This window comes from Brevibacillus sp. FSL L8-0520 (assembly GCF_037963895.1).
In the GTDB taxonomy this organism is placed as follows: domain Bacteria; phylum Bacillota; class Bacilli; order Brevibacillales; family Brevibacillaceae; genus Brevibacillus; species Brevibacillus borstelensis.
This window is the reverse complement of record NZ_CP150171.1, coordinates 4,623,886-4,641,616: the sequence shown is the minus strand read 5'-3', so window position 1 is coordinate 4,641,616 and position 17,731 is coordinate 4,623,886. Positions and strand designations below refer to the sequence as shown.

Annotated in this window: 18 protein-coding genes and 1 pseudogene; 14 read left to right on the top strand and 5 right to left on the bottom strand. The window is 52.9% G+C overall.

The window, feature by feature from the left end; genetic code table 11:
- Window positions 1-232: 232 nt before the first annotated feature.
- The 7 genes from NSQ24_RS22750 to NSQ24_RS22720 all read left to right on the top strand — a co-directional run bounded on the left by NSQ24_RS22750 (window position 233) and on the right by NSQ24_RS22720 (window position 6,277).
- Window positions 233-811 (top strand): uracil-DNA glycosylase, encoded by a 579-nt coding sequence (locus NSQ24_RS22750; protein ID WP_339166651.1) that lies wholly within the window; start codon window positions 233-235, stop codon window positions 809-811.
- Between the two features lie 221 nt (window positions 812-1,032).
- Window positions 1,033-1,953 (top strand): peptidase U32 family protein, encoded by a 921-nt coding sequence (locus NSQ24_RS22745; RefSeq protein ID WP_327955497.1) that lies wholly within the window; start codon window positions 1,033-1,035, stop codon window positions 1,951-1,953.
- A gap of 19 nt (window positions 1,954-1,972) precedes the next feature.
- The gene (locus NSQ24_RS22740; RefSeq protein WP_327955498.1) at window positions 1,973-3,211 is read left to right on the top strand and encodes a U32 family peptidase; all 1,239 of its coding nucleotides are present in this window, start codon (window positions 1,973-1,975) and stop codon (window positions 3,209-3,211) included.
- A 114-nt stretch (window positions 3,212-3,325) separates the two neighbouring features.
- Window positions 3,326-3,595: a hypothetical protein gene (locus tag NSQ24_RS22735; protein ID WP_003390116.1), complete on the top strand. Its 270-nt coding sequence runs from the start codon at window positions 3,326-3,328 to the stop codon at window positions 3,593-3,595.
- Between the two features lie 295 nt (window positions 3,596-3,890).
- On the top strand, window positions 3,891-4,421 hold the full coding sequence (gene raiA, locus NSQ24_RS22730; protein ID WP_003390115.1) for a ribosome-associated translation inhibitor RaiA: 531 nt from the start codon (window positions 3,891-3,893) through the stop codon (window positions 4,419-4,421).
- A gap of 609 nt (window positions 4,422-5,030) precedes the next feature.
- Entirely contained in the window at window positions 5,031-5,297 is a 267-nt protein-coding gene (locus tag NSQ24_RS22725) for a CD3324 family protein (RefSeq protein WP_024984638.1), read from the top strand.
- A gap of 314 nt (window positions 5,298-5,611) precedes the next feature.
- The gene (locus tag NSQ24_RS22720; RefSeq protein ID WP_024984639.1) at window positions 5,612-6,277 is read left to right on the top strand and encodes an elongation factor G-binding protein; all 666 of its coding nucleotides are present in this window, start codon (window positions 5,612-5,614) and stop codon (window positions 6,275-6,277) included.
- Between the two features lie 393 nt (window positions 6,278-6,670).
- Here the strand turns inward: NSQ24_RS22720 and NSQ24_RS22715 are convergent.
- The 5 genes and pseudogenes from NSQ24_RS22715 to NSQ24_RS22695 form a co-directional block, all read right to left on the bottom strand.
- Window positions 6,671-6,778: pseudogene (locus tag NSQ24_RS22715) on the bottom strand (LuxR C-terminal-related transcriptional regulator); the annotation flags it as partial.
- Window positions 6,769-6,951: a response regulator gene (locus NSQ24_RS22710; protein ID WP_031931717.1), complete on the bottom strand. Its 183-nt coding sequence runs from the start codon at window positions 6,949-6,951 to the stop codon at window positions 6,769-6,771. The gene NSQ24_RS22710 and the pseudogene NSQ24_RS22715, both read right to left, overlap by 10 nt.
- Window positions 6,952-7,215, bottom strand: a complete 264-nt coding sequence (locus NSQ24_RS22705; RefSeq protein ID WP_171506581.1) for an ATP-binding protein — start codon at window positions 7,213-7,215, stop codon at window positions 6,952-6,954.
- An 84-nt stretch (window positions 7,216-7,299) separates the two neighbouring features.
- Window positions 7,300-8,919 (bottom strand): peptide ABC transporter substrate-binding protein, encoded by a 1,620-nt coding sequence (locus NSQ24_RS22700; RefSeq protein WP_339166647.1) that lies wholly within the window; start codon window positions 8,917-8,919, stop codon window positions 7,300-7,302.
- A 133-nt stretch (window positions 8,920-9,052) separates the two neighbouring features.
- Window positions 9,053-9,562 carry a hypothetical protein gene (locus NSQ24_RS22695; protein ID WP_339166645.1) on the bottom strand — a complete coding sequence of 170 codons (510 nt, stop codon included), beginning with the start codon at window positions 9,560-9,562 and terminating at the stop codon, window positions 9,053-9,055.
- A gap of 165 nt (window positions 9,563-9,727) precedes the next feature.
- On the opposite strand from NSQ24_RS22695, the gene NSQ24_RS22690 reads away from it, so the two are divergent.
- From NSQ24_RS22690 to gnd, 7 genes are all read left to right on the top strand, one after another.
- Window positions 9,728-11,347: an ABC transporter substrate-binding protein gene (locus tag NSQ24_RS22690; RefSeq protein WP_003390107.1), complete on the top strand. Its 1,620-nt coding sequence runs from the start codon at window positions 9,728-9,730 to the stop codon at window positions 11,345-11,347.
- Between the two features lie 136 nt (window positions 11,348-11,483).
- Window positions 11,484-12,665: an amidohydrolase gene (locus NSQ24_RS22685; RefSeq protein ID WP_339166643.1), complete on the top strand. Its 1,182-nt coding sequence runs from the start codon at window positions 11,484-11,486 to the stop codon at window positions 12,663-12,665.
- A gap of 23 nt (window positions 12,666-12,688) precedes the next feature.
- On the top strand, window positions 12,689-13,705 hold the full coding sequence (locus NSQ24_RS22680; protein WP_003390105.1) for an ABC transporter ATP-binding protein: 1,017 nt from the start codon (window positions 12,689-12,691) through the stop codon (window positions 13,703-13,705).
- A 2-nt stretch (window positions 13,706-13,707) separates the two neighbouring features.
- A complete protein-coding gene (locus NSQ24_RS22675) occupies window positions 13,708-14,676 on the top strand; it encodes a dipeptide ABC transporter ATP-binding protein (protein WP_003390104.1) in 969 nt (322 codons plus the stop codon).
- Window positions 14,677-14,747: 71 nt separating this feature from the next.
- Entirely contained in the window at window positions 14,748-15,752 is a 1,005-nt protein-coding gene (locus NSQ24_RS22670; RefSeq protein WP_003390102.1) for an ABC transporter permease, read from the top strand.
- Between the two features lie 14 nt (window positions 15,753-15,766).
- The gene (nikC, locus tag NSQ24_RS22665) at window positions 15,767-16,663 is read left to right on the top strand and encodes a nickel transporter permease (RefSeq protein WP_003390100.1); all 897 of its coding nucleotides are present in this window, start codon (window positions 15,767-15,769) and stop codon (window positions 16,661-16,663) included.
- Between the two features lie 48 nt (window positions 16,664-16,711).
- Window positions 16,712-17,614, top strand: a complete 903-nt coding sequence (gene gnd, locus NSQ24_RS22660; RefSeq protein ID WP_039070168.1) for a phosphogluconate dehydrogenase (NAD(+)-dependent, decarboxylating) — start codon at window positions 16,712-16,714, stop codon at window positions 17,612-17,614.
- The last annotated feature ends 117 nt before the right edge of the window (window positions 17,615-17,731 follow it).

Here is a 17,731-nt window from a genome sequence, read left to right as displayed (position 1 = left end):
TTAGAGGAAAGCACAATAATCACCCGCCAGTAAATGTAATTACAAGAATATTATAACACATTAACGCGGTGTCGTCATAAAATACAGGGAAATAAAAATGGCTGTCGACTTTCTCGACAGCCTGGAGCAGCCCTCATAGGAGCTGCTTCTTCTTTGTATGCGTTTGAAACTCCTTCCTCCATCCAATCCTATTCATAGGCGGATAGCCGACAACGACGGCGGAGGGATCGCGATGGATGCAACATGCCCGGCCATTTGGCCTGAGGAGGAGCCGCCAAAGGGCGTTGAGAGCTGCATGGATTGCGGACTGTTTGAGCACGGCTCGCGGATGATTTGGGGCGAAGGGAATCCGCATGCGCCGATCATGGTCGTGCTCGACAATCCGGGAGCAAGAGAAGACCGGCACGGAAACCCGTTTGTTTGCGGCACGAGAGAAACGCTGCAAAAGGCGGCTTACGAGACAGGGCTCGAGGAAAGAGATATGTACGTTACGTATGTATTGAAGCGCCGTCCGACCCGGGCTTATGACAAAGAAGGAGCGAGAGAAGCCTGCATGCAGCATCTGCTCGTCCAACTGCAAAGCAAAACGCCCCAGCTCGTCTTTTGTTTGGGAAATGTAGCCACACAGGCGTTTTTCGCAAACAGGGAAGCGGAGGTGAAGGCGCTGCGGCAGCAGTGGCACTTCCCCCGTGGTGTGAAAACGGCAGTTTCCTACCATCCATTGGCTGTGCGCAGACGCCCTAACCTTTGGGCCTATTTTCTGGAAGATTGGAAGTTTCTTGTGTCCGTGTATAAAAAAAGCCGTCAGTAACAAAGTGAGCCTTGGTCATCTAATCGCCCGTGCGGGATGGCCAGGGCTCTGTTTTTGTATCCGTCCAGCCACCCTTTTGCCGGGAGAAGACTTCAACTGGCATTGTCATTCCGAAAATCAGTGATTTCACCGGAGAAAATGGGGGAACCCCCTGATTGAGAGGAGGCGCTTCGGTCCATAAAATGGTTCTGTTGGCCTGTCTGAAAGAAAGGATGGTTCTGATGAATTTCCACACACCGGAGTTGGTTGTCTCTGCAGGCAGTCCGGAAGAAGCCGAGAAGCTGCTTTCGGCAGGGGCAGATGCCGTAACCGTGGGAGACGGGCGGTATGCGCTGCGCGTGCCGGGCAATCTTTCCATGCCGATGATCACTGACGTTGTCCGTATCGCTCACGGGCAAGGGAAAAAAGTATATGTCGCCCTGAATGCCCTGCTGCATCAAGAGGAATTGAACGGGTTGGACGAGTACGTACGGCAGCTTGAGCAAAGTAAAGTGGATGCGGTGGTGTTCGGTGATCCGGCGGTACTCGTGGCAATGCAGAAAACAGCGCCCGGGTTGAAGCGGCATTGGAGTACGGAAACGACGTCGACGAACTGGAGAACCGTCAATTTCTGGGCGAGAAAAGGGGCGAGCCGGGCGATACTGGCCCGTGAGCTGTCTTTAGAAGAAGTCATTGGCGTGAAACAGCAAAGCCGGATTCCGGTCCAGGTCCAGGTTCACGGCATGACCTGCATCTTTCATTCAAAGCGGCCGTTGGTCAGCAATTACCTGCACATTCTGGGCAAAGGGGACAGCAAGCAGGAGCAACTGATGGTTTTGAAGGAAAATACGCGCAGCGGACAGTACTATCCCATTTTTGAGGATCACAACGGCACACATGTCATGAGCCATGAAGATATATGCATGCTGGAGCACTTGGGAGTTTTGATCGAAAACGGCATCGATTCCTTCTACATAGAGGCGCTGGGCAAACCGCTTTCGTACAATTGCCAGGTTGTCTCCGTCTATCGGCAGGCGATTGACTGCCTGGCGAAAAATCCGCAGGCTGCACTTGACCCTGCCTTGCTGGATGCGATCAAGGCGGTTCAACCGACGGAACGGCCGCTTGGTACCGGCTTTTACTTTCGAGAGCAGGTTTATTAAAGGGGGAACGGAAACTGCGATGACAAATCAGACCAGGAAAAAACCGGAACTGCTCGCACCTGCCGGCAACTTGGAAAAGTTGAAGTTCGCCGTGCTGTACGGTGCGGATGCGGTATACATTGGCGGGCAGCAATACGGGCTGCGTGCCAAGGCGGGAAACTTCACGTTTGAGGATATGCGGGAGGGCGTGGCATTCGCCCATGAACGGGGAGCGAAGGTGTATGTGGCAGCGAACATCATGGCCCATAACGAAGATTTCGCGGGGATGGCCGACTATTTCCAAATGCTGCAAAAGGTTGGCATTGACGCCGTGATCGTGGCCGATCCGGCGATCGTCGATGTGTGCAGGGAAGCGGCCCCCGGTCTGGAGATCCATATCAGCACGCAAGCGTCCGTCACCAACTGGCAGGCGGTGCAATTTTGGGCGGAAGAGGGAATTCCGCGAGTCGTGCTGGCCCGTGAGGTTTCACTGCAGGAAATCTGCGAGATCAAACGGCACGTCGATATCGAGATCGAGGCGTTCGTGCATGGAGCCATGTGCATCTCCTACTCGGGCCGGTGCGTCCTGTCCAACCACATGACGAACCGCGACGCCAATCGCGGCGGCTGCGCCCAATCGTGTCGCTGGAAGTACGATTTGTTTGCAGAGGAAGAGGGCGACCTGCATCCGGTATCTGCCGAGGGTGATGAGACCTTTACGATGAGCTCCAAAGACCTGTGCATGCTGGAGCATATCCCGGAGATGATCGAAGCGGGGGTAGACTCGCTGAAAATTGAAGGGCGAATGAAAAGCATTCACTATGTCGCTACCGTTGTCAACGCGTACCGGCAAGTCATTGACGCCTACTGGGACAGCCCGGAAACGTTCGTGTTCAAGCCGGAGTGGCGGGAAGAGATCATGAAGGCGGCCAACCGTCCGCTGACCACCGGCTTTTATTTCCACCAGCCGACCGAAGACGACCAGATCTTTGGCGTGCCACCGAAAATGACCGCCTATGATTTTGCCGGACTGGTGCTTGCCTACGATGAAGAGACGGGCATCGCCACCATCGAGCAGCGCAACCATTTCAAACGGGGGCAAGAGGTTGAATTTATCGGACCGGGACGGGAGAGGTTCATCCAGCGGATCGGCGAGATGTGGGACGAAGACGGGAACAGTCTGGACGAAGCCCCGCACCCGATGCAAAAGGTTTTGGTGAGAGTGGAGAAGCCGGTAAAGCCTTACGACCTGATGAGAAAAGAAAAAGGGACAACGTGACGGTTCGGCGAATATAATAAAATAATTGCTGTGATTGGTTAGCTACTGCGAAACAACACCTGGATATGACACAGGGGTTGTTTTATTTTTTAAGAGCATATTCAAGGAGTGGTTATGTTGAAAAAGTTCTTTGATTTTATTTGTAAGGGATTTTTTCACCCGTTAGATAAATTAATACTGCTATTTTTGGTGAGCTGGATCTCAAAACTGTTGTCAGAATGGACGGGGGTATTTTTCATTGGTGTGCCAACATTGATTTTGCTGATCATCTTTACAACGCCTCGATTTGAAAAAACTTGGTTCGCCCAAAAAGTTCTCAATCCATTAGGAAGCATTTCTGTAATCGCTTTATTAGTAATCGGAATGATTCTTATGATAACGTGAAGTTCTTTATGATGGCACTAACTGTAAGGATATACGAGATATACTCGGAGATGGCTTATCGGAGCCATTCACGCGATATACGTTTGCTTGGGAAGGTGAATAGAGGCGGAGCCACTTATTTGCGGCCGCGGCTATTTGTGGCAAATGTTTTAAATATTGCAACTGCCGAGCGGGATTTGACGCTTTTCGAGAGCGAAGTGTGATTTATCTCACACCGCTCTTTTTTTTATCACCCATAATGAGAAGTAGGGAGGACAAGAAAAGCTCCCAGAAGCCGCGAAAGGGGTTTTCGCTCATGAGATGCAATATTCACGGTGACCACATGGTTGTTACGCCAGCTTTAAGCGAGTATGTGGAAAACAAGGTAAGCCGTCTGGAGAAATTCGATTTGCTGACCGCTTCCGACGAATGCCGGGTAACCCTGCGCGTAACGAAGAAACGCCACACGGCGGAAATGACGATTCCGACCCCAGGCGCCATTTTTCGGGCTGAAGAATCCACCGAGGATATGTACGCATCTGTCGATCTTGTAATTGACAAGCTGAACAGACAGATTCGCAAATATAAAAACCGATTGGAAACCCGCAACAGGCAATTGCTGACCTCTCCGCCTGAGGCGTTTGCAGAGGAACCGGCGGAAGCACAGGAGAGCGTCGTCAGAATCAAGCGATTCGAGTACAAGCCGATGAGCGTGGATGAGGCGATCCTGCAAATGGACTTGCTCGGACACAATTTCTTTGTTTTTTCCAACGCGGAAACCAATCAGGTGAGCGTGGTCTACAAGCGAAATGACGGCGGGTTTGGCTTGATCGAACCTTCCGTATAGTCGATGTGAACAAGCTTGCGTATAAAAAAGTATGCGGGACAAAAATATCCTCTCGTACAAACAATCCGTCTGAGAGTTGAGGCCATGTCTGTAGCCGAATGAAGAGCTGCTGCTGCCCCAGATCAACAGTATAAAAGTTGATCTTGTACAAATCATTCGATGCCATCAAACCGCCCTGTGCGCCACAATGAACTGCGCCCAGGGTGTTTTTTCTTGTCTTGCAAATCAGGGAAACGAAAATGGCCGTGGCGACAGTAAAGGCCGACAGGCAACAGTTTGCGGTACGGGAACTTTTCTGAAGGAAATGGAAGAAACGAAAATTTTCACCGAATCCAGGCCTGCTATTGAACACCGAATCCGTACATGTATATGATGAAAGGGAGCGGACAATCGTTTCAAAGACAGCAAATGTCCGGGGAGGTGAGCAGCAATGGCAATAACGGGTTTGTTGCCGCATACGGCAGCCACTCATGCAAAGCCAAGTATTGGAGGCGATACTTTGCATGGGGCGGACATGAATTTTTCATCGCCCGTATGAGCATCGATCATTTCTAATCATTTGGCTTTGCCCCTTATTTCCATTCTCGAATGAATAAGGAGCGGGCAGAAATGAAATATGTAAAAGCAACCACGATTTTACCTGAAGAGCTGATCAGCGAAATTCAGAAATATATCCAGGGTGAAACCATCTATATTCCAAAACCGAAAACCACCTATGAAAAATGGGGGGCGCGTTCTGGAGGAAGAAGGGCCATCCAGGAGCGAAACAGCGCGATTAAAGAAGCGTTTAAAAAAGGAAAGACGATCCATCAATTGGCTGACGATCACTTTCTTGCAGTGGAGACGATCAAAAAGATTGTGTATACAAACAAATAGGAAAAGACGACGGAAGCGCCGGTTATCGAGGGAATCGATTGCCGGTGCTTTTTTCTTGCAGGGACGTTTCACTTTTTTCTCAAGTGTATATGGGCTCAGTGTAAGCGTTCCGGTCCGCATAAACAGCTTTTGCTGCCAAAGAATCCGCTGCTGCGAAAAGGATTCAAAGGGAAGCTTTTTATATGGCGAGTTCGTTTCTAAATCAAATCCGGCATTTCTTGCGAGCAGCACATTTTTTATAGTGAAAGGGGGCGCAAATGAACAAAGCTCCCGAGAACGAACGGACGACAAATTGATTGCAAGGAGGGAACGGTATGGTTGAACCGTTTATTCGACACCATCAATATAACTTCATTAAAAATCAGGCGGAGATCGTGCAGAAGGCGACCGTATCCGTTGCCGATCCGAAAGTGCTGGAAGCCGTAAGGTACAGCGCGGAATCAAAGGTATTGAACGCGTTTCCGCATGCTACGGAAATCCAGGTGCAATTGTTGAAGAAAATAGCTTCTCTAAAAGAGGCAGAGGATTTCAAGCAGTATGTACACTCGCTATTGCCGTATGTAATCCCGTTTCCGCAGGTGACCGAAAAACAGCTCAAGAAGCTGTTCCCTAAAAATAAAAAGCTCAAGGTTCCCGATCTGCTGACGATTGATTACCACGCAATAACGTATCTGGGCTGGATGGATGTCGCCACAAACAAGTTGTTCATCGTGTACCCTGCAAGGGAAGATGTCGTTGGGATCGAAGGAAAGTATACGATCGCAAACAGGAAAAATACGTGCTCCTTATGCAATGGGCACGGGGAAGTGGCTTTGTTTTCGGCTATCAGCAAAACAAGGATGGCTCATGTATCGCCCGATTATTACAAAGCGATTGGCAACTATATTTGCACTGACAGCGCCCAGTGCAACAAAAGGATTACGGACGTGACGGCATTGGAGCGCTTTATCCACGATATTACAGGCCGCGCAATCGACTAGTTCACCCGGATTTGGCTGTATGGAATGTCCGCCTCATCTCTCAGTCAGGTCACCGGAACAGGCGATTTTTTGCTTGCATGGGCGATTTGATTTCGACCGTATCAAAAATGCATGAGGCTTGGTCAGGGGGAGCTGCCCTGCAGAGAGGAAATTCCGATAGTCATCGTGAACGTTTACGAAAGTAACAAGCGGCAGAATGACGAAAGTTTCTCTTCCGTTCCTATCAGCGGTAGACCGGGTTTAGCTGTCTGGTGTTCAATTTCCGCATGCAGGTGATCGTCGATGAGGCCTAATCGCCTGAAATACGCTGCACATAAGAAAAACCACCTCGTCGGGTGGTTTTTTGTTCTGGTACGAGCTGTGGGAGGCACTCAACAGGGAGAGATGCTTTCGCTATTTCTCTTTTGTCAAATACAGCACCAGCTCAGTGCGGCTGTTCAGATGAAGCTTGCCAAGGATATGGGACACATAGTTTTTTACGGTGCCTTCGCTCAGAAACAGTGTCTCGTCAATAGCCTCTTGCCCTGCATGACCTGCTCGGCCGCAGGGTATGTTTCCTTTACAGCCTTGGTCGCTTCCGCGCCAGTCATGACGCGCATCCTGAGGTCCATGAGGATCATTTTCAAGCCATCTCGAACAATTCTCTGGTCATCGACAATCATGATATCTGTCATCTAGACACTCTCCCTAGCTGTGACATAAGGAATCTTGGCGATTACCGCAAAGCCGCGGTCTTTTTCCGAGCAAAAGCGGACCGTGCCTTCAAGCAGCTGGATTCTTTCCTCGATGCCGCGGAGCCCATGAGATTTGGATATCTCGCTGCAGCCGCTGCCATCGTCTTTTACCGCGACGTGTATGAAATGGCCTCGCTTGGCTACTTCAATCTGAAAGGCACCGGGATTTCCGTGCTTCACACCGTTGGTGACAGCTTCCCGCACCGTTTTGTAAATGCAGTTTTTGATGTCCGGAATGGCGTGCTCTACGGCTTCGTCAAAAACGAGCTGGACGCTCCGGCTACCACGCTACTTTTCGATATACGCGTACTTGAAGTAGGAACCGCCCAGCGGCAGGATGACGAAATCCTTCACCTTGTCGTTTTTCACATAGGCGTTTCCGCGGAAGTGGAGCGGAGCCAGCGGCATTTCCTCCATCAAAATCGTTTCTGCCTCAAACATCAGCTTTTTGCGCTTCTCCGGATCGGTTTCGTAGTAGCTTTGGTTCAGCAGTTCGCGATACTTTTTGTTGTCAAAGCGGACTACGTTGTTGCCCCCGGCCTTGTCCTTGTACATTTCCAGAAAGTTGATCGGGTCGTTGAAATCCGCCCCCCACAGCCAGATGCCAAAATCGTACTTGCCATTTTGTACGTCGGAATTAAACACCTTCCACTCCGAGGTGCGGATCTCGATGTCGAGCCCCAGCGTTCGCTTCCACCCGTCCTGCAGGGCTTGCGCCAGCTTTTTGTCCGTCTCGCCGGTGTCATAGTAGTAGGTGACCTTCGGGAATTCCTTCAGTCCCAGCTCCTGCATCCCTTCGGCCAGAAGCTGCTTTGCCTTTTCCACATCTTCTTTGAAATAGCCGTCCGGATTCAGCCCCATGGAAATGGGCACCCAGCCGTACGCCGGAGGAACTCCAGTCTGCAGGATGTTGTCGATCAGCTCCTGGCGGTTGATGGAATAGGCGAATGCCTGGCGAATCTTTTTGTTGGTGAACGGCGGCTTTTCCGTGTTGAAGATGACGGCCTTGGTGCCGGGATTGTCCGCGACAAGGAGCCGGCCTTCTTCTTTGAGCTGTCCGACCGCGTCCGGCGACAAGCCAAAGGACGGGTAGCCGCCCCAGTCGAGGTCGCCGTTTTCAAACATGGAAAGGGCCGTGTTGTTGTCCTCGATCATAACGATTTCGATGCGGTCCAGCTTGACGCTGGCCTTGTCCCAATAGGTCGGACTTTTACTGAATGCCATCTTGGCCTTATGCTCCCACTCATCGATCACGAACGGGCCGTTCCCAACGATGGTGGCTGCTTCCGTAGCCCATTTCGGACTGTTTTCGACCGTTTCCTTATGCAGTGGATAGTAGGTGGTGAAGGAGGTAAGCTCGCGGAAAAACGGAGTCGGCGAGCGCAAGGTGAATTCGACGGTGTAGTCGTCTGTTGCCTTGACTCCTACATCCTGCGGCGTCCCTGTCCCGTTGAAGTATTCCTCGCCGCCTTTGATGTAGAAGAGCTGGTAGGCGTAAGCCGAGGCGGTTTTGGGGTCGAGATTGCGCTTAATCGCGTATTCAAAATCGTGTGCGGTGACGGGATCGCCGTTGCTCCACTTGGCATCCCTGCGGAGGATAAAACGAAACTGGGTAAAATCGGGGGTATTGGTAAAGCTCTCGGCAACTGCGTTGATCAGTTCTCCTTGCCGATTCACAGCGGTTAAGCCTTCAAAGGCAAGATTGATCATATCCATGGAAGACGCATCTGTCGCGATGCCCGGGTCCATCGTCGGCGGTTCCCCGGTGATGCTCCAATGCAGTACCATCGGTTCGGTTGAAGACGTTTCGGAAGCAGGCTGAGCATTCTGTGAAGCATTCTCGCTGCAACCCGTTACAAGACTAAAGAGCAAAGCCGCGGCGGACAAGGCTGAAAACCATTTTTTCATGCTTTTCCTCCCAAATTGTCTTTGTCATTGCTAAAAGGATAAGGTGGAAAAATGATTATGTCATTCACCGTGATGTATAAATATAAGCCGAAATTAGCTCATAAAAAGTCAGTAAATTCATACAATTTGTCCCTTAACGAATAAAACGCATGGAAGAGGAGGTTTTGACTCGGGATAGCAAGGCAGCCGAAAATCCAGAAAGAAAATTTTTTTCAGGGCTGCCGGCTGGCGTAAATAGCGTCAACCGGGCGTGAACAGCAGTAAACTGGCGCGACCTGGCGTAAACTGGAGCAAACGCCGCAAACACTGCAAATACTGCAAACCATTGCCGATGCTGCAACCGCTGCAAACTGCCGCGAACGTCGCAACCGCTGCAAATGGTCGCCAGCGCTGCAAACGCGACAAACTGCACAAATCGTCGCGAGTTGCCGCAAACGCGACAAACGACAAACTGCTGTTGCTGCAGATCATAGAGAAAGGCATCTGAACGCAGGTGTCTTTTTTTCTTGACTGAACTGCCAGAGTAACGAAAAAGGGCATAAAGAAGCCATTTTAACGAAATATGACCTTCCGGTTGTAAAAAAATTTTCTTTATACTATTTTCAAATGTAAAAAAATTTACTATAATCCACCTTAAAGTCAATTCGACAAATTAATAAGATTTTCTATTTTTCGACATTATCAAAATCTCTCGGCGAGGAGGAGCTGACAAAAAAGTGGTTTGACATGAGGCTTGCAGCTTTCATCAGGAATGACAACTTGGAAGTTACCCGGCACCAATTTCAGGAGAAAAAAAGGGGGAGTTGTAATGAAGAAGCTTGCTATCAAGACGTCTGTTGTTTTATTGGCTGCACTGTTAGCGCTTACAGGATGTTCGTCCGGTTCCAATCCGTCCGATAAATCGTCGGAAAAGTCCGCAAGCGAGAAAATACTCGTAGTGGGACGGGGCGGAGACACAGTCACCCTCGACCCGGCGCAATCCACAGAAGACGAATCAAATCGCGTGACAGAGGAAGTCGTCGAAACCCTGGTTACATACAAAAAAGGGACCTCCGATCTGTCTCCTCTGCTGGCCAAGAGCTGGGAGGTTTCACCCGATAAGCTGTCGGTGACCTTCAAGCTGGAGGAAAATGTAAAGTTCCATGACGGCACCCCGTTCAACGCTGATGCAGTCGTGTTCAACTTCGAGCGCTGGTGGGACCCGAACCATCCGTACCATCAGGGAACGTTCTCGATCTTCAAAACGGATATGGGCGGATTCAAAGGCGATGATTCTACCGTGATCGAAGGCATCGAGAAGGTAGATGACCATACGGTACGGGTCAAGCTGAAGCACCCGTTTGCCCCGTTTGTCGCGATGCTGACAGAACCGCAATACGGCATCGTTTCGCCGGAGAGCTTGAAGAAGAGCAATGGTCAGTTTAAAGACCAACTGATCGGAACCGGGGCCTTCCAGTTTGTAAGCTGGACTCCAAACGACAAGGTCGTTCTCAAGAAAAATCCGGAATACCGCGTTCCTGGCTTCCCGAAAGTAGACCAGCTGATCTTCCAGGTAATCAAAGACAACTCGGCTCGTCTGAATGCATTGAAGTCGGGGCAGATCGACCTGATGGAAGGGGTCAATCCTTCCGATGTCAGCTCTCTGGAAAAGCTGCCCAATCTGAAAACGTACACCAGCGCGAGCAACAACGTCGGCTATCTGTCTTTCAACACCAAGCAAAAACCGTTTGACGATCCGCGCGTCCGTCAGGCGATCAGCATGACTATCGACAAGCAAGCGTTGATCGACGCCTTCTACTACGGACAGGCGGAGCCGGCTGTAACGATTCTTCCTTCGGGGAGCTGGGGCTTCAACAAAGAATTGAAAACCTATCCGGTTGACATTGAGAAAGCAAAGCAGCTGCTGGCTGAAGCAGGCTATCCAAACGGCTTCCAAACGGAACTGTGGGCCATGCCTGTCGCCCGTCCGTACATGCCGCAGCCGGAAAAAATCGCAACGGCCTTGCAGGCGAGCATGAAGCAGATCGGTGTCGACGCCAAAATCGTTTCGTTTGAATGGGCGACGTATCTCGACAAGGTACAGAGCGGCGAAGCGCCAATGGCTCTCTTGGGCTGGTCCTCCGCTACCTGGGACCCGACGACGATGATGTACACGCATCACCGTTCCACGGACAGCGTGCCGACCAACAATATCTCAATGTATAAAAATCCAGAAGTGGACAAGCTGCTCGATGATGCACTACAGGAGCCCGATCAGGAAAAACGGGCGGAGATGTACAAAAAAGCGCAGGAAATCATCTATCAAGACGCGCCGATCAACCCGCTGGTGCACTCGACTCCGGTGCGGGCGGCTAGCGCGAGGGTAGCGAATTACGTTCCGCAGGTTACCTACGGTCCGCAGTTTACGGATGTAGATCTCACCAATTAGAAAACGCCTGCACGGTTTTGCAAAAACGTGAGGGCAAAAAATAGAGAGCTGCACCTGCATGTCTTGCGGCAACGCGTGCAGGTGCGGTCACCTTACGGGGAAAGAATGACGAAGCGCGAGGAGGCGACGGTGCCCGATGAGTACCACACGCGATCATCTGGAGACTATGGCAGAGCAAATCAAGGAACAAGTCATTGCATGGAGGCGTCACCTTCACGAAAATCCAGAGCTTTCGTATGAGGAAGTGAACACCTCCCGCTTTATATATGAAACGCTGCAAACGTTTGAGGGACTGGAGCTGTCGCGGCCGACTGAAAGGAGCGTAATGGCCCGGCTGATCGGCAGCGAGCCGGGAAAAACATTGGCGATTCGGGCCGACATCGACGCATTGCCGATCCCGGAAGAAAATGATTTTTCGTTTGTTTCCAAAAATCCCGGCGTCATGCATGCCTGCGGACATGATGGACACACCTCGATCCTGCTCGGGACGGCAAAGATTCTGGCCGGCATGCGCGAGCAGGTAAAAGGGGAAATCCGCTTCCTGTTCCAGCACGCCGAAGAGCAGTTCCCTGGCGGAGCGGAGCAAATGGTCGAGGCGGGCGTGATGGACGGCGTCGACATGGTGATCGGGCTTCATCTGCATTCTCCGCTGGAGGTAGGGTACGTGGCCGTCAGTGCGGGGCCTTCCCACGCGGCTGCCGATACGTTTGAAATTACGGTGTTGGGCAAAGGCGGGCATGCCGCGCAGCCGCATGACACGGTAGACAGTCTGGCTGTAGCCGCGCAGGTCGTAACGAATCTGCAATATGTGGTCTCGCGCAATACGGACCCGATCGAGCCGCTCGTCCTCTCTGTGACCAAAGTGACAGGGGGAACGGCCAACAACGTCATTCCTGGCGCTGTCCACCTGGGCGGTACAGTCCGCTTGTACAATCCCGAGGTGCGCAAGACGATTCCCACTTTGATGGAACGCGTCATCAAAGGCGTCACCGAGGCTCACGGAGCGTCGTACGAGTTCCATTACACGTACGGAAATGCCCCGGTCATTAACGACAATGAGCTGACGGCAAAAGTGAGAGAAACGTTGGTCGAGGTATTCGGGGCAGATCAGGTTCAGCCGCTGATTCCTACGATGGGCGGAGAAGACTTTTCTTCTTTCCTTACGAAGGCGCCCGGCACGTATTTCTGGGTGGGAGCGGGCAACGTGTCCAAAGGAATCGTCCATCCGCATCACCACCCCCGCTTTACGATTGATGAGGATTCGCTTGTCATCGGCGTCAAAGCGTTTACGAACGTTGCACTTTCACTGCTCAAATAGCTTGGACAGAAAGGGATAAAACGATGGCTCCACTACTATCTGTGCGTGGTTTGCAAACCTATTTTTTCACTGACGACCTGGTTGTCAAATCCGTTGATCGTGTAGATCTCACGCTGGACGAAGGGGAAATCCTGGGTGTCGTCGGAGAGTCCGGCTGTGGAAAAAGCGTCACATCGCTGTCGATCATGGGGCTTGTGCCCAACCCACCCGGCAAGGTGGTCGGCGGGGAAATCCAGTTTGAAGGCAGGGACCTGCTCAAGCTGTCGGCAAAAGAGATGCGCGCCATCCGCGGCAATCAGATCGCGATGATTTTCCAGGAGCCGATGACCAGCCTGAACCCGGTCTTCCGCATTGGCGAGCAGATGTGCGAGACGATTCAGCTGCATATGGGGCTGAAAAAGAAAGAGGCCAAAGAGCGTGCCATCCAGTTGCTGAAGCAGGTAGGCCTGCCGAGGGCAGAGCAAGTGGTCGACGAATACCCGCATCAGCTTTCTGGAGGAATGCGCCAGCGCGTCATGATCGCCATGGCGATGGCGTGCAATCCCAAGCTGCTGATTGCCGACGAGCCGACGACCGCGCTGGACGTGACGATTCAGGCGCAAATTCTCGATTTGATGAAGCGCATCTCCAAGGAGTCGGGAACAGCCATCATGCTGATTACCCACGACCTTGGCGTGGTGGCGGAAATGTGCCACCGGGTCGTCGTCATGTACGCCGGCAAGGTCGTGGAGGAAGCGGATGTCCACACGCTGTTCTCCGACCCGAAGCACCCCTACACGCAGGGACTGCTGCGGTCGATGCCGACGCTGCACGAGCGAAAGGACAGGCTCGACTCGATCAAGGGCAACGTGCCCATACCGGCGGAAATGCCCAAAGGCTGCAAATTCGCGCCGCGCTGCGAGCATGCCTCCGAAATCTGTCTCGGGGAGGAGCCTGTGCTTCAGCAGGTGGGCGGCGCCAAACCGCACCAAGTGCGATGCTGGCTCTTTGCGGAAGAACGACCTTCTCACCTGGCGAACCCGGAAGCGAGGAGCGAGTGACTATGAAAAAAGCGCTGTTGGAAGTAAACGGACTCAAAACGTACTACCCGGTCGGAAGCAAATCGCTGCTGGGTCGCCAGCAGCATTTTGTCAAGGCGGTAGACGATGTCAGCTTTACGATTTATGAGGGCGAAACATTTGGACTTGTCGGCGAAAGCGGCTGCGGCAAGTCGACGACAGGCAGATCGATCCTGCGCCTGACCGAGCCGACGGATGGCGAGGTGCTGTTTCAAGGGGAGAATCTGGCTGCGCTGAGTGAAAGGGAAATGCAGGCCAAGCGCAGAGACTTGCAGATCATTTTCCAGGACCCCTTCGCTTCGTTGAATCCACGCATGACGATCGGTCAGATCCTGGAGGAACCGCTGCTGGTTCACGGGGTGAAGAGCAAAACAGAGCGGCAGCGGCGTGTCAGCGAGCTGCTTGAAGTAGTCGGATTGCACCGGTATCACGCCGACCGGTACGCGCATGAATTCAGCGGCGGCCAAAGGCAGCGGATCGGGATCGCCCGGGCGCTTGCCCTCAAGCCAAAGCTGGTCGTGGCAGACGAGCCGGTTTCCGCTCTGGATGTAAGCATCCAGTCCCAGGTGATCAACCTGATGCAGGATTTGCAAAAGCAGTTTCAGCTTACCTATTTGTTTATTGCCCATGACCTGAGCGTGGTGCGTCACATCTGCAACCGGGTGGGGGTCATGTACCTCGGCCGGATCGTCGAGCAGGGGGAATGCGACAAGCTGTACGAAAACCCGCTCCATCCATACACCCAAGCGCTGCTTTCAGCGGTACCGATTCCCGACCCGAGCCAACAGCGGGAGCGGATCATCCTGCAGGGCGATGTGCCAAGTCCGGTCAATCCGCCTGTCGGATGCGCCTTTCATCCACGGTGCCCGCATGCGATGGATGTGTGCAGGACGACCCGTCCGGATTTCAGAGAGGCACACGAAGGGCAACTGGTTGCCTGTCATTTGTACTAAGGCGGGTGTAACAGATACCGTTCAGGCCGCAAAGGCTGTGGACAGATTTTGAAGCAATGGGGTGTAAACCAGTGATAAGGTACACAGCCAGACGAATCTTTCAATTAATCCCGGTACTCTTCGGCGTATCCATTATCGTTTTCGCGATCATCAACCTGATTCCGGGCGATCCTGCGCAGGTCATTTTGGGCGAGCGGGCGGACGCGGAGTCGATACAGAAGCTGCGTCACGAGCTCGGGCTTGATTTGCCGCTGTATCAGCAGTACGGCAACTACTTGCTGAACATTTTGCAGGGAGACCTGGGCACATCGCTGGTGACGGGAAAGGCGATCAGCGAAGAGCTGCTCCCGCATTTGGCGGCTACGGCGGAGCTGACGCTGTTTGCGATGATCTTTGCCGTGATCGTCGGGGTCAATGTGGGAATTGTATCGGCGTGGAAACGGAACACCTGGATCGACTACATACCGATGCTGCTGGCGTTGGTCGGGGTGTCCATGCCGATCTTTTGGCTCGGCTTGATGGAGCAATGGCTGTTCGGGCTGCAGTTGGAATGGCTGCCGGTTCTCGGACGCAATGACCCGCGGGTGACCGTCGAGACCATCACCCATTTTTATCTGATCGACACGCTGCTGGCGGGGAATTACGAGCAGTTCTGGTCCTCCGTGCGCCACCTGATCCTTCCGGCGATGGCGCTGGGAACGATCCCGATGGCGTACATCGCCCGGATGACCCGGTCGAGCATGCTGGAGGTGCTGAAGCACGACTATGTCCGCACTGCGCGGGCAAAGGGCCTGCACGAATTCTTTGTCGTCTACAAGCACGGATTGAAAAATGCCTTCGCTCCTGTGATGACGATCATCGGCCTGGAGGTTGGGCGGCTTCTGGGAGGAGCCGTGTTGACCGAGACGATCTTCGGATGGCCGGGCGTTGGCCAGTACATCTACAATGCCATCGGCTACCGCGATTACGCTGTCATCCAGTCCGGCATTTTGGTGCTTGCTGTCATCTTCATTGTCGTGAATCTGATCGTCGACTTGTTGTACAGCTATCTTGACCCAAGAATTCAATACAAATAGCGAGGTGTTCCCTGATGCAGTCGGGTTTGGCAACGATGCCGGCAGAAGAATTGTCCGCCGGCAAGGTACGGAGACGAACACCATGGAGTGAAGGCGTAAGGAGACTGCGCAAGCAAAAAGCGGCAGTCATCGGCGGCGCGCTGGTCTTGCTGTTCATCCTCACGGGATTGTTTGCGCCTTTGCTCGCGCCGCATGATCCCATCGAGCAAAACCTCGCCAACACGCTGCAGCCTCCGTCTGCAGAGCACTGGTTTGGAACGGACGACTCCGGCCGGGATATGTTTTCGAGAATCTTGTACGGAGCCCGCATCTCGATGACGATTGGTATTTTCTCTGTCCTGGGCTCCCTGGTAGTAGGTACGCTGCTCGGCTTGATTGCCGGGTTTTACGGCAAATGGATCGATACGCTGATTTCCCGCATCTTCGACGTCATGCTGGCGTTTCCCGGCATTTTGCTGGCCATCGCGATCGTCGCGATCCTCGGACCGGGACTGTTCAACGCGCTTTTGGCGATTGCGATCGTCAACGTGCCGATGTACGGCCGTCTGGTGAGGGCAAAGGTGCTGGGTATCAAGCAAGAGGAGTACATCATGGCGGCGCGAGCGCAGGGCATGTCGCAGGTCCGCATACTGTTTCGCCATGTACTGCCCAACAGTTGGACTCCCTTGATCGTTCAGGGGACGCTGGGCGTGGCTTCCGCCATTTTGGAAGCGGCCGCGCTGGGCTTCCTCGGACTGGGGGCGCAGCCTCCGGAAGCGGAGTGGGGAAAAATGCTGGCAGACTCCCGCGACTATATCACGACGGCACCGTGGGTCGTGATGATTCCCGGCTTTGCCATTATGGCAAGCGTGATCGGATTCAACCTGTTTGGCGATGGATTGCGCGATGCGCTTGATCCAAAGGCACAGTAGGCTTTCGTCGAACACAAGCGTCTTAATTTCTTGCATGGTGGTGGAATTATGAATATTGGTCTCGTTGGTCTAGGAAAAATGGGGCTGAATTTAGGATGTAGCATGATCGCAAAAGGGCATCACGTAATTGGATGCGATATTGACCAGTATTCTTTGCAAAAGTTTGAACAGGCCGGAGGAATGGCCAGCCAATCCTATCAGGAGCTGGCCGAGCGGCTGTCCGTCTCCCCGAGGATCATCTGGATGATGGTGCCGGCAGGTGAGCTGGTGGACCAAGTCATCGAGGCCGTCCTGCCGCATCTGTCTCCGGGAGATATTCTGATTGACGGCGGAAACTCGTTTTACAAGGACTCGATCAGAAGATACGAGCGCGTGAAGCAATCCGGCGTTCATTACCTGGATATCGGCACGAGCGGAGGAACTGAGGGAGCACGTAATGGCGCATGTCTGATGGTCGGAGGAGAAGAGGACGTGTACGCTGTAGTAGAGCCGCTGCTGCGGGATATTTCGCTGGCGCATGGCTACTTGTACACGGGTCCTGCCGGTTCAGGACATTTCCTGAAAATGGTGCATAACGGCATCGAATACGGAATGATGCAGGCGATTGGAGAAGGCTTCGAAATTCTCGACAAAGGGCCGTTTTCCTATGACTACGAGAAAGTGGCGCGGTTGTTCAACAGCGGCTCGGTCATCCGCTCCTGGCTGATGGAACTGTTGGAGCAGGCTTTTTCGGAAGACCCGCGGCTTTCCACGATCAAAGGCGTGATGCACGCGTCGGGCGAAGGACAGTGGACAGTCGAAACGGCTCTCGACCTGAAAGTATCCGTGCCGGTCATCGCCATGTCCCTGTTGATGCGCTACCGCTCGCTGGATGAGGACGTGTTCCACGGCAAGGTCGTCGCCGCACTGCGGAACCAGTTTGGCGGCCACGCTGTGGAAAAAGCCGACTAGCCTTCGCAGCGGGAGTGTCGACGGGCAACAGGTTTCCGAAGAAGTTGCTATGCGCGGGAGCGGAATTTGGTAAAATCATGGTAATAGTCCGCTTGCGTGTTTTTGAGGAGGTTTCCC

What these genes read in the sequence shown, in the direction of transcription:
- NSQ24_RS22750 (WP_339166651.1), top strand. Translation starts at nt 233, where the DNA reads ATGGATGCAACATGCCCGGCCATTTGGCCTGAGGAGGAGCCGCCAAAG.
- NSQ24_RS22745 (WP_327955497.1), top strand. Translation starts at nt 1,033, where the DNA reads ATGAATTTCCACACACCGGAGTTGGTTGTCTCTGCAGGCAGTCCGGAA.
- NSQ24_RS22740 (WP_327955498.1), top strand. Translation starts at nt 1,973, where the DNA reads ATGACAAATCAGACCAGGAAAAAACCGGAACTGCTCGCACCTGCCGGC.
- NSQ24_RS22735 (WP_003390116.1), top strand. Translation starts at nt 3,326, where the DNA reads ATGTTGAAAAAGTTCTTTGATTTTATTTGTAAGGGATTTTTTCACCCG.
- raiA (WP_003390115.1), top strand. Translation starts at nt 3,891, where the DNA reads ATGAGATGCAATATTCACGGTGACCACATGGTTGTTACGCCAGCTTTA.
- NSQ24_RS22725 (WP_024984638.1), top strand. Translation starts at nt 5,031, where the DNA reads ATGAAATATGTAAAAGCAACCACGATTTTACCTGAAGAGCTGATCAGC.
- NSQ24_RS22720 (WP_024984639.1), top strand. Translation starts at nt 5,612, where the DNA reads ATGGTTGAACCGTTTATTCGACACCATCAATATAACTTCATTAAAAAT.
- NSQ24_RS22710 (WP_031931717.1), bottom strand. Translation starts at nt 6,951, where the DNA reads ATGACAGATATCATGATTGTCGATGACCAGAGAATTGTTCGAGATGGC.
- NSQ24_RS22700 (WP_339166647.1), bottom strand. Translation starts at nt 8,919, where the DNA reads ATGAAAAAATGGTTTTCAGCCTTGTCCGCCGCGGCTTTGCTCTTTAGT.
- NSQ24_RS22690 (WP_003390107.1), top strand. Translation starts at nt 9,728, where the DNA reads ATGAAGAAGCTTGCTATCAAGACGTCTGTTGTTTTATTGGCTGCACTG.
- NSQ24_RS22685 (WP_339166643.1), top strand. Translation starts at nt 11,484, where the DNA reads ATGAGTACCACACGCGATCATCTGGAGACTATGGCAGAGCAAATCAAG.
- NSQ24_RS22680 (WP_003390105.1), top strand. Translation starts at nt 12,689, where the DNA reads ATGGCTCCACTACTATCTGTGCGTGGTTTGCAAACCTATTTTTTCACT.
- NSQ24_RS22675 (WP_003390104.1), top strand. Translation starts at nt 13,708, where the DNA reads ATGAAAAAAGCGCTGTTGGAAGTAAACGGACTCAAAACGTACTACCCG.
- nikC (WP_003390100.1), top strand. Translation starts at nt 15,767, where the DNA reads ATGCAGTCGGGTTTGGCAACGATGCCGGCAGAAGAATTGTCCGCCGGC.
- gnd (WP_039070168.1), top strand. Translation starts at nt 16,712, where the DNA reads ATGAATATTGGTCTCGTTGGTCTAGGAAAAATGGGGCTGAATTTAGGA.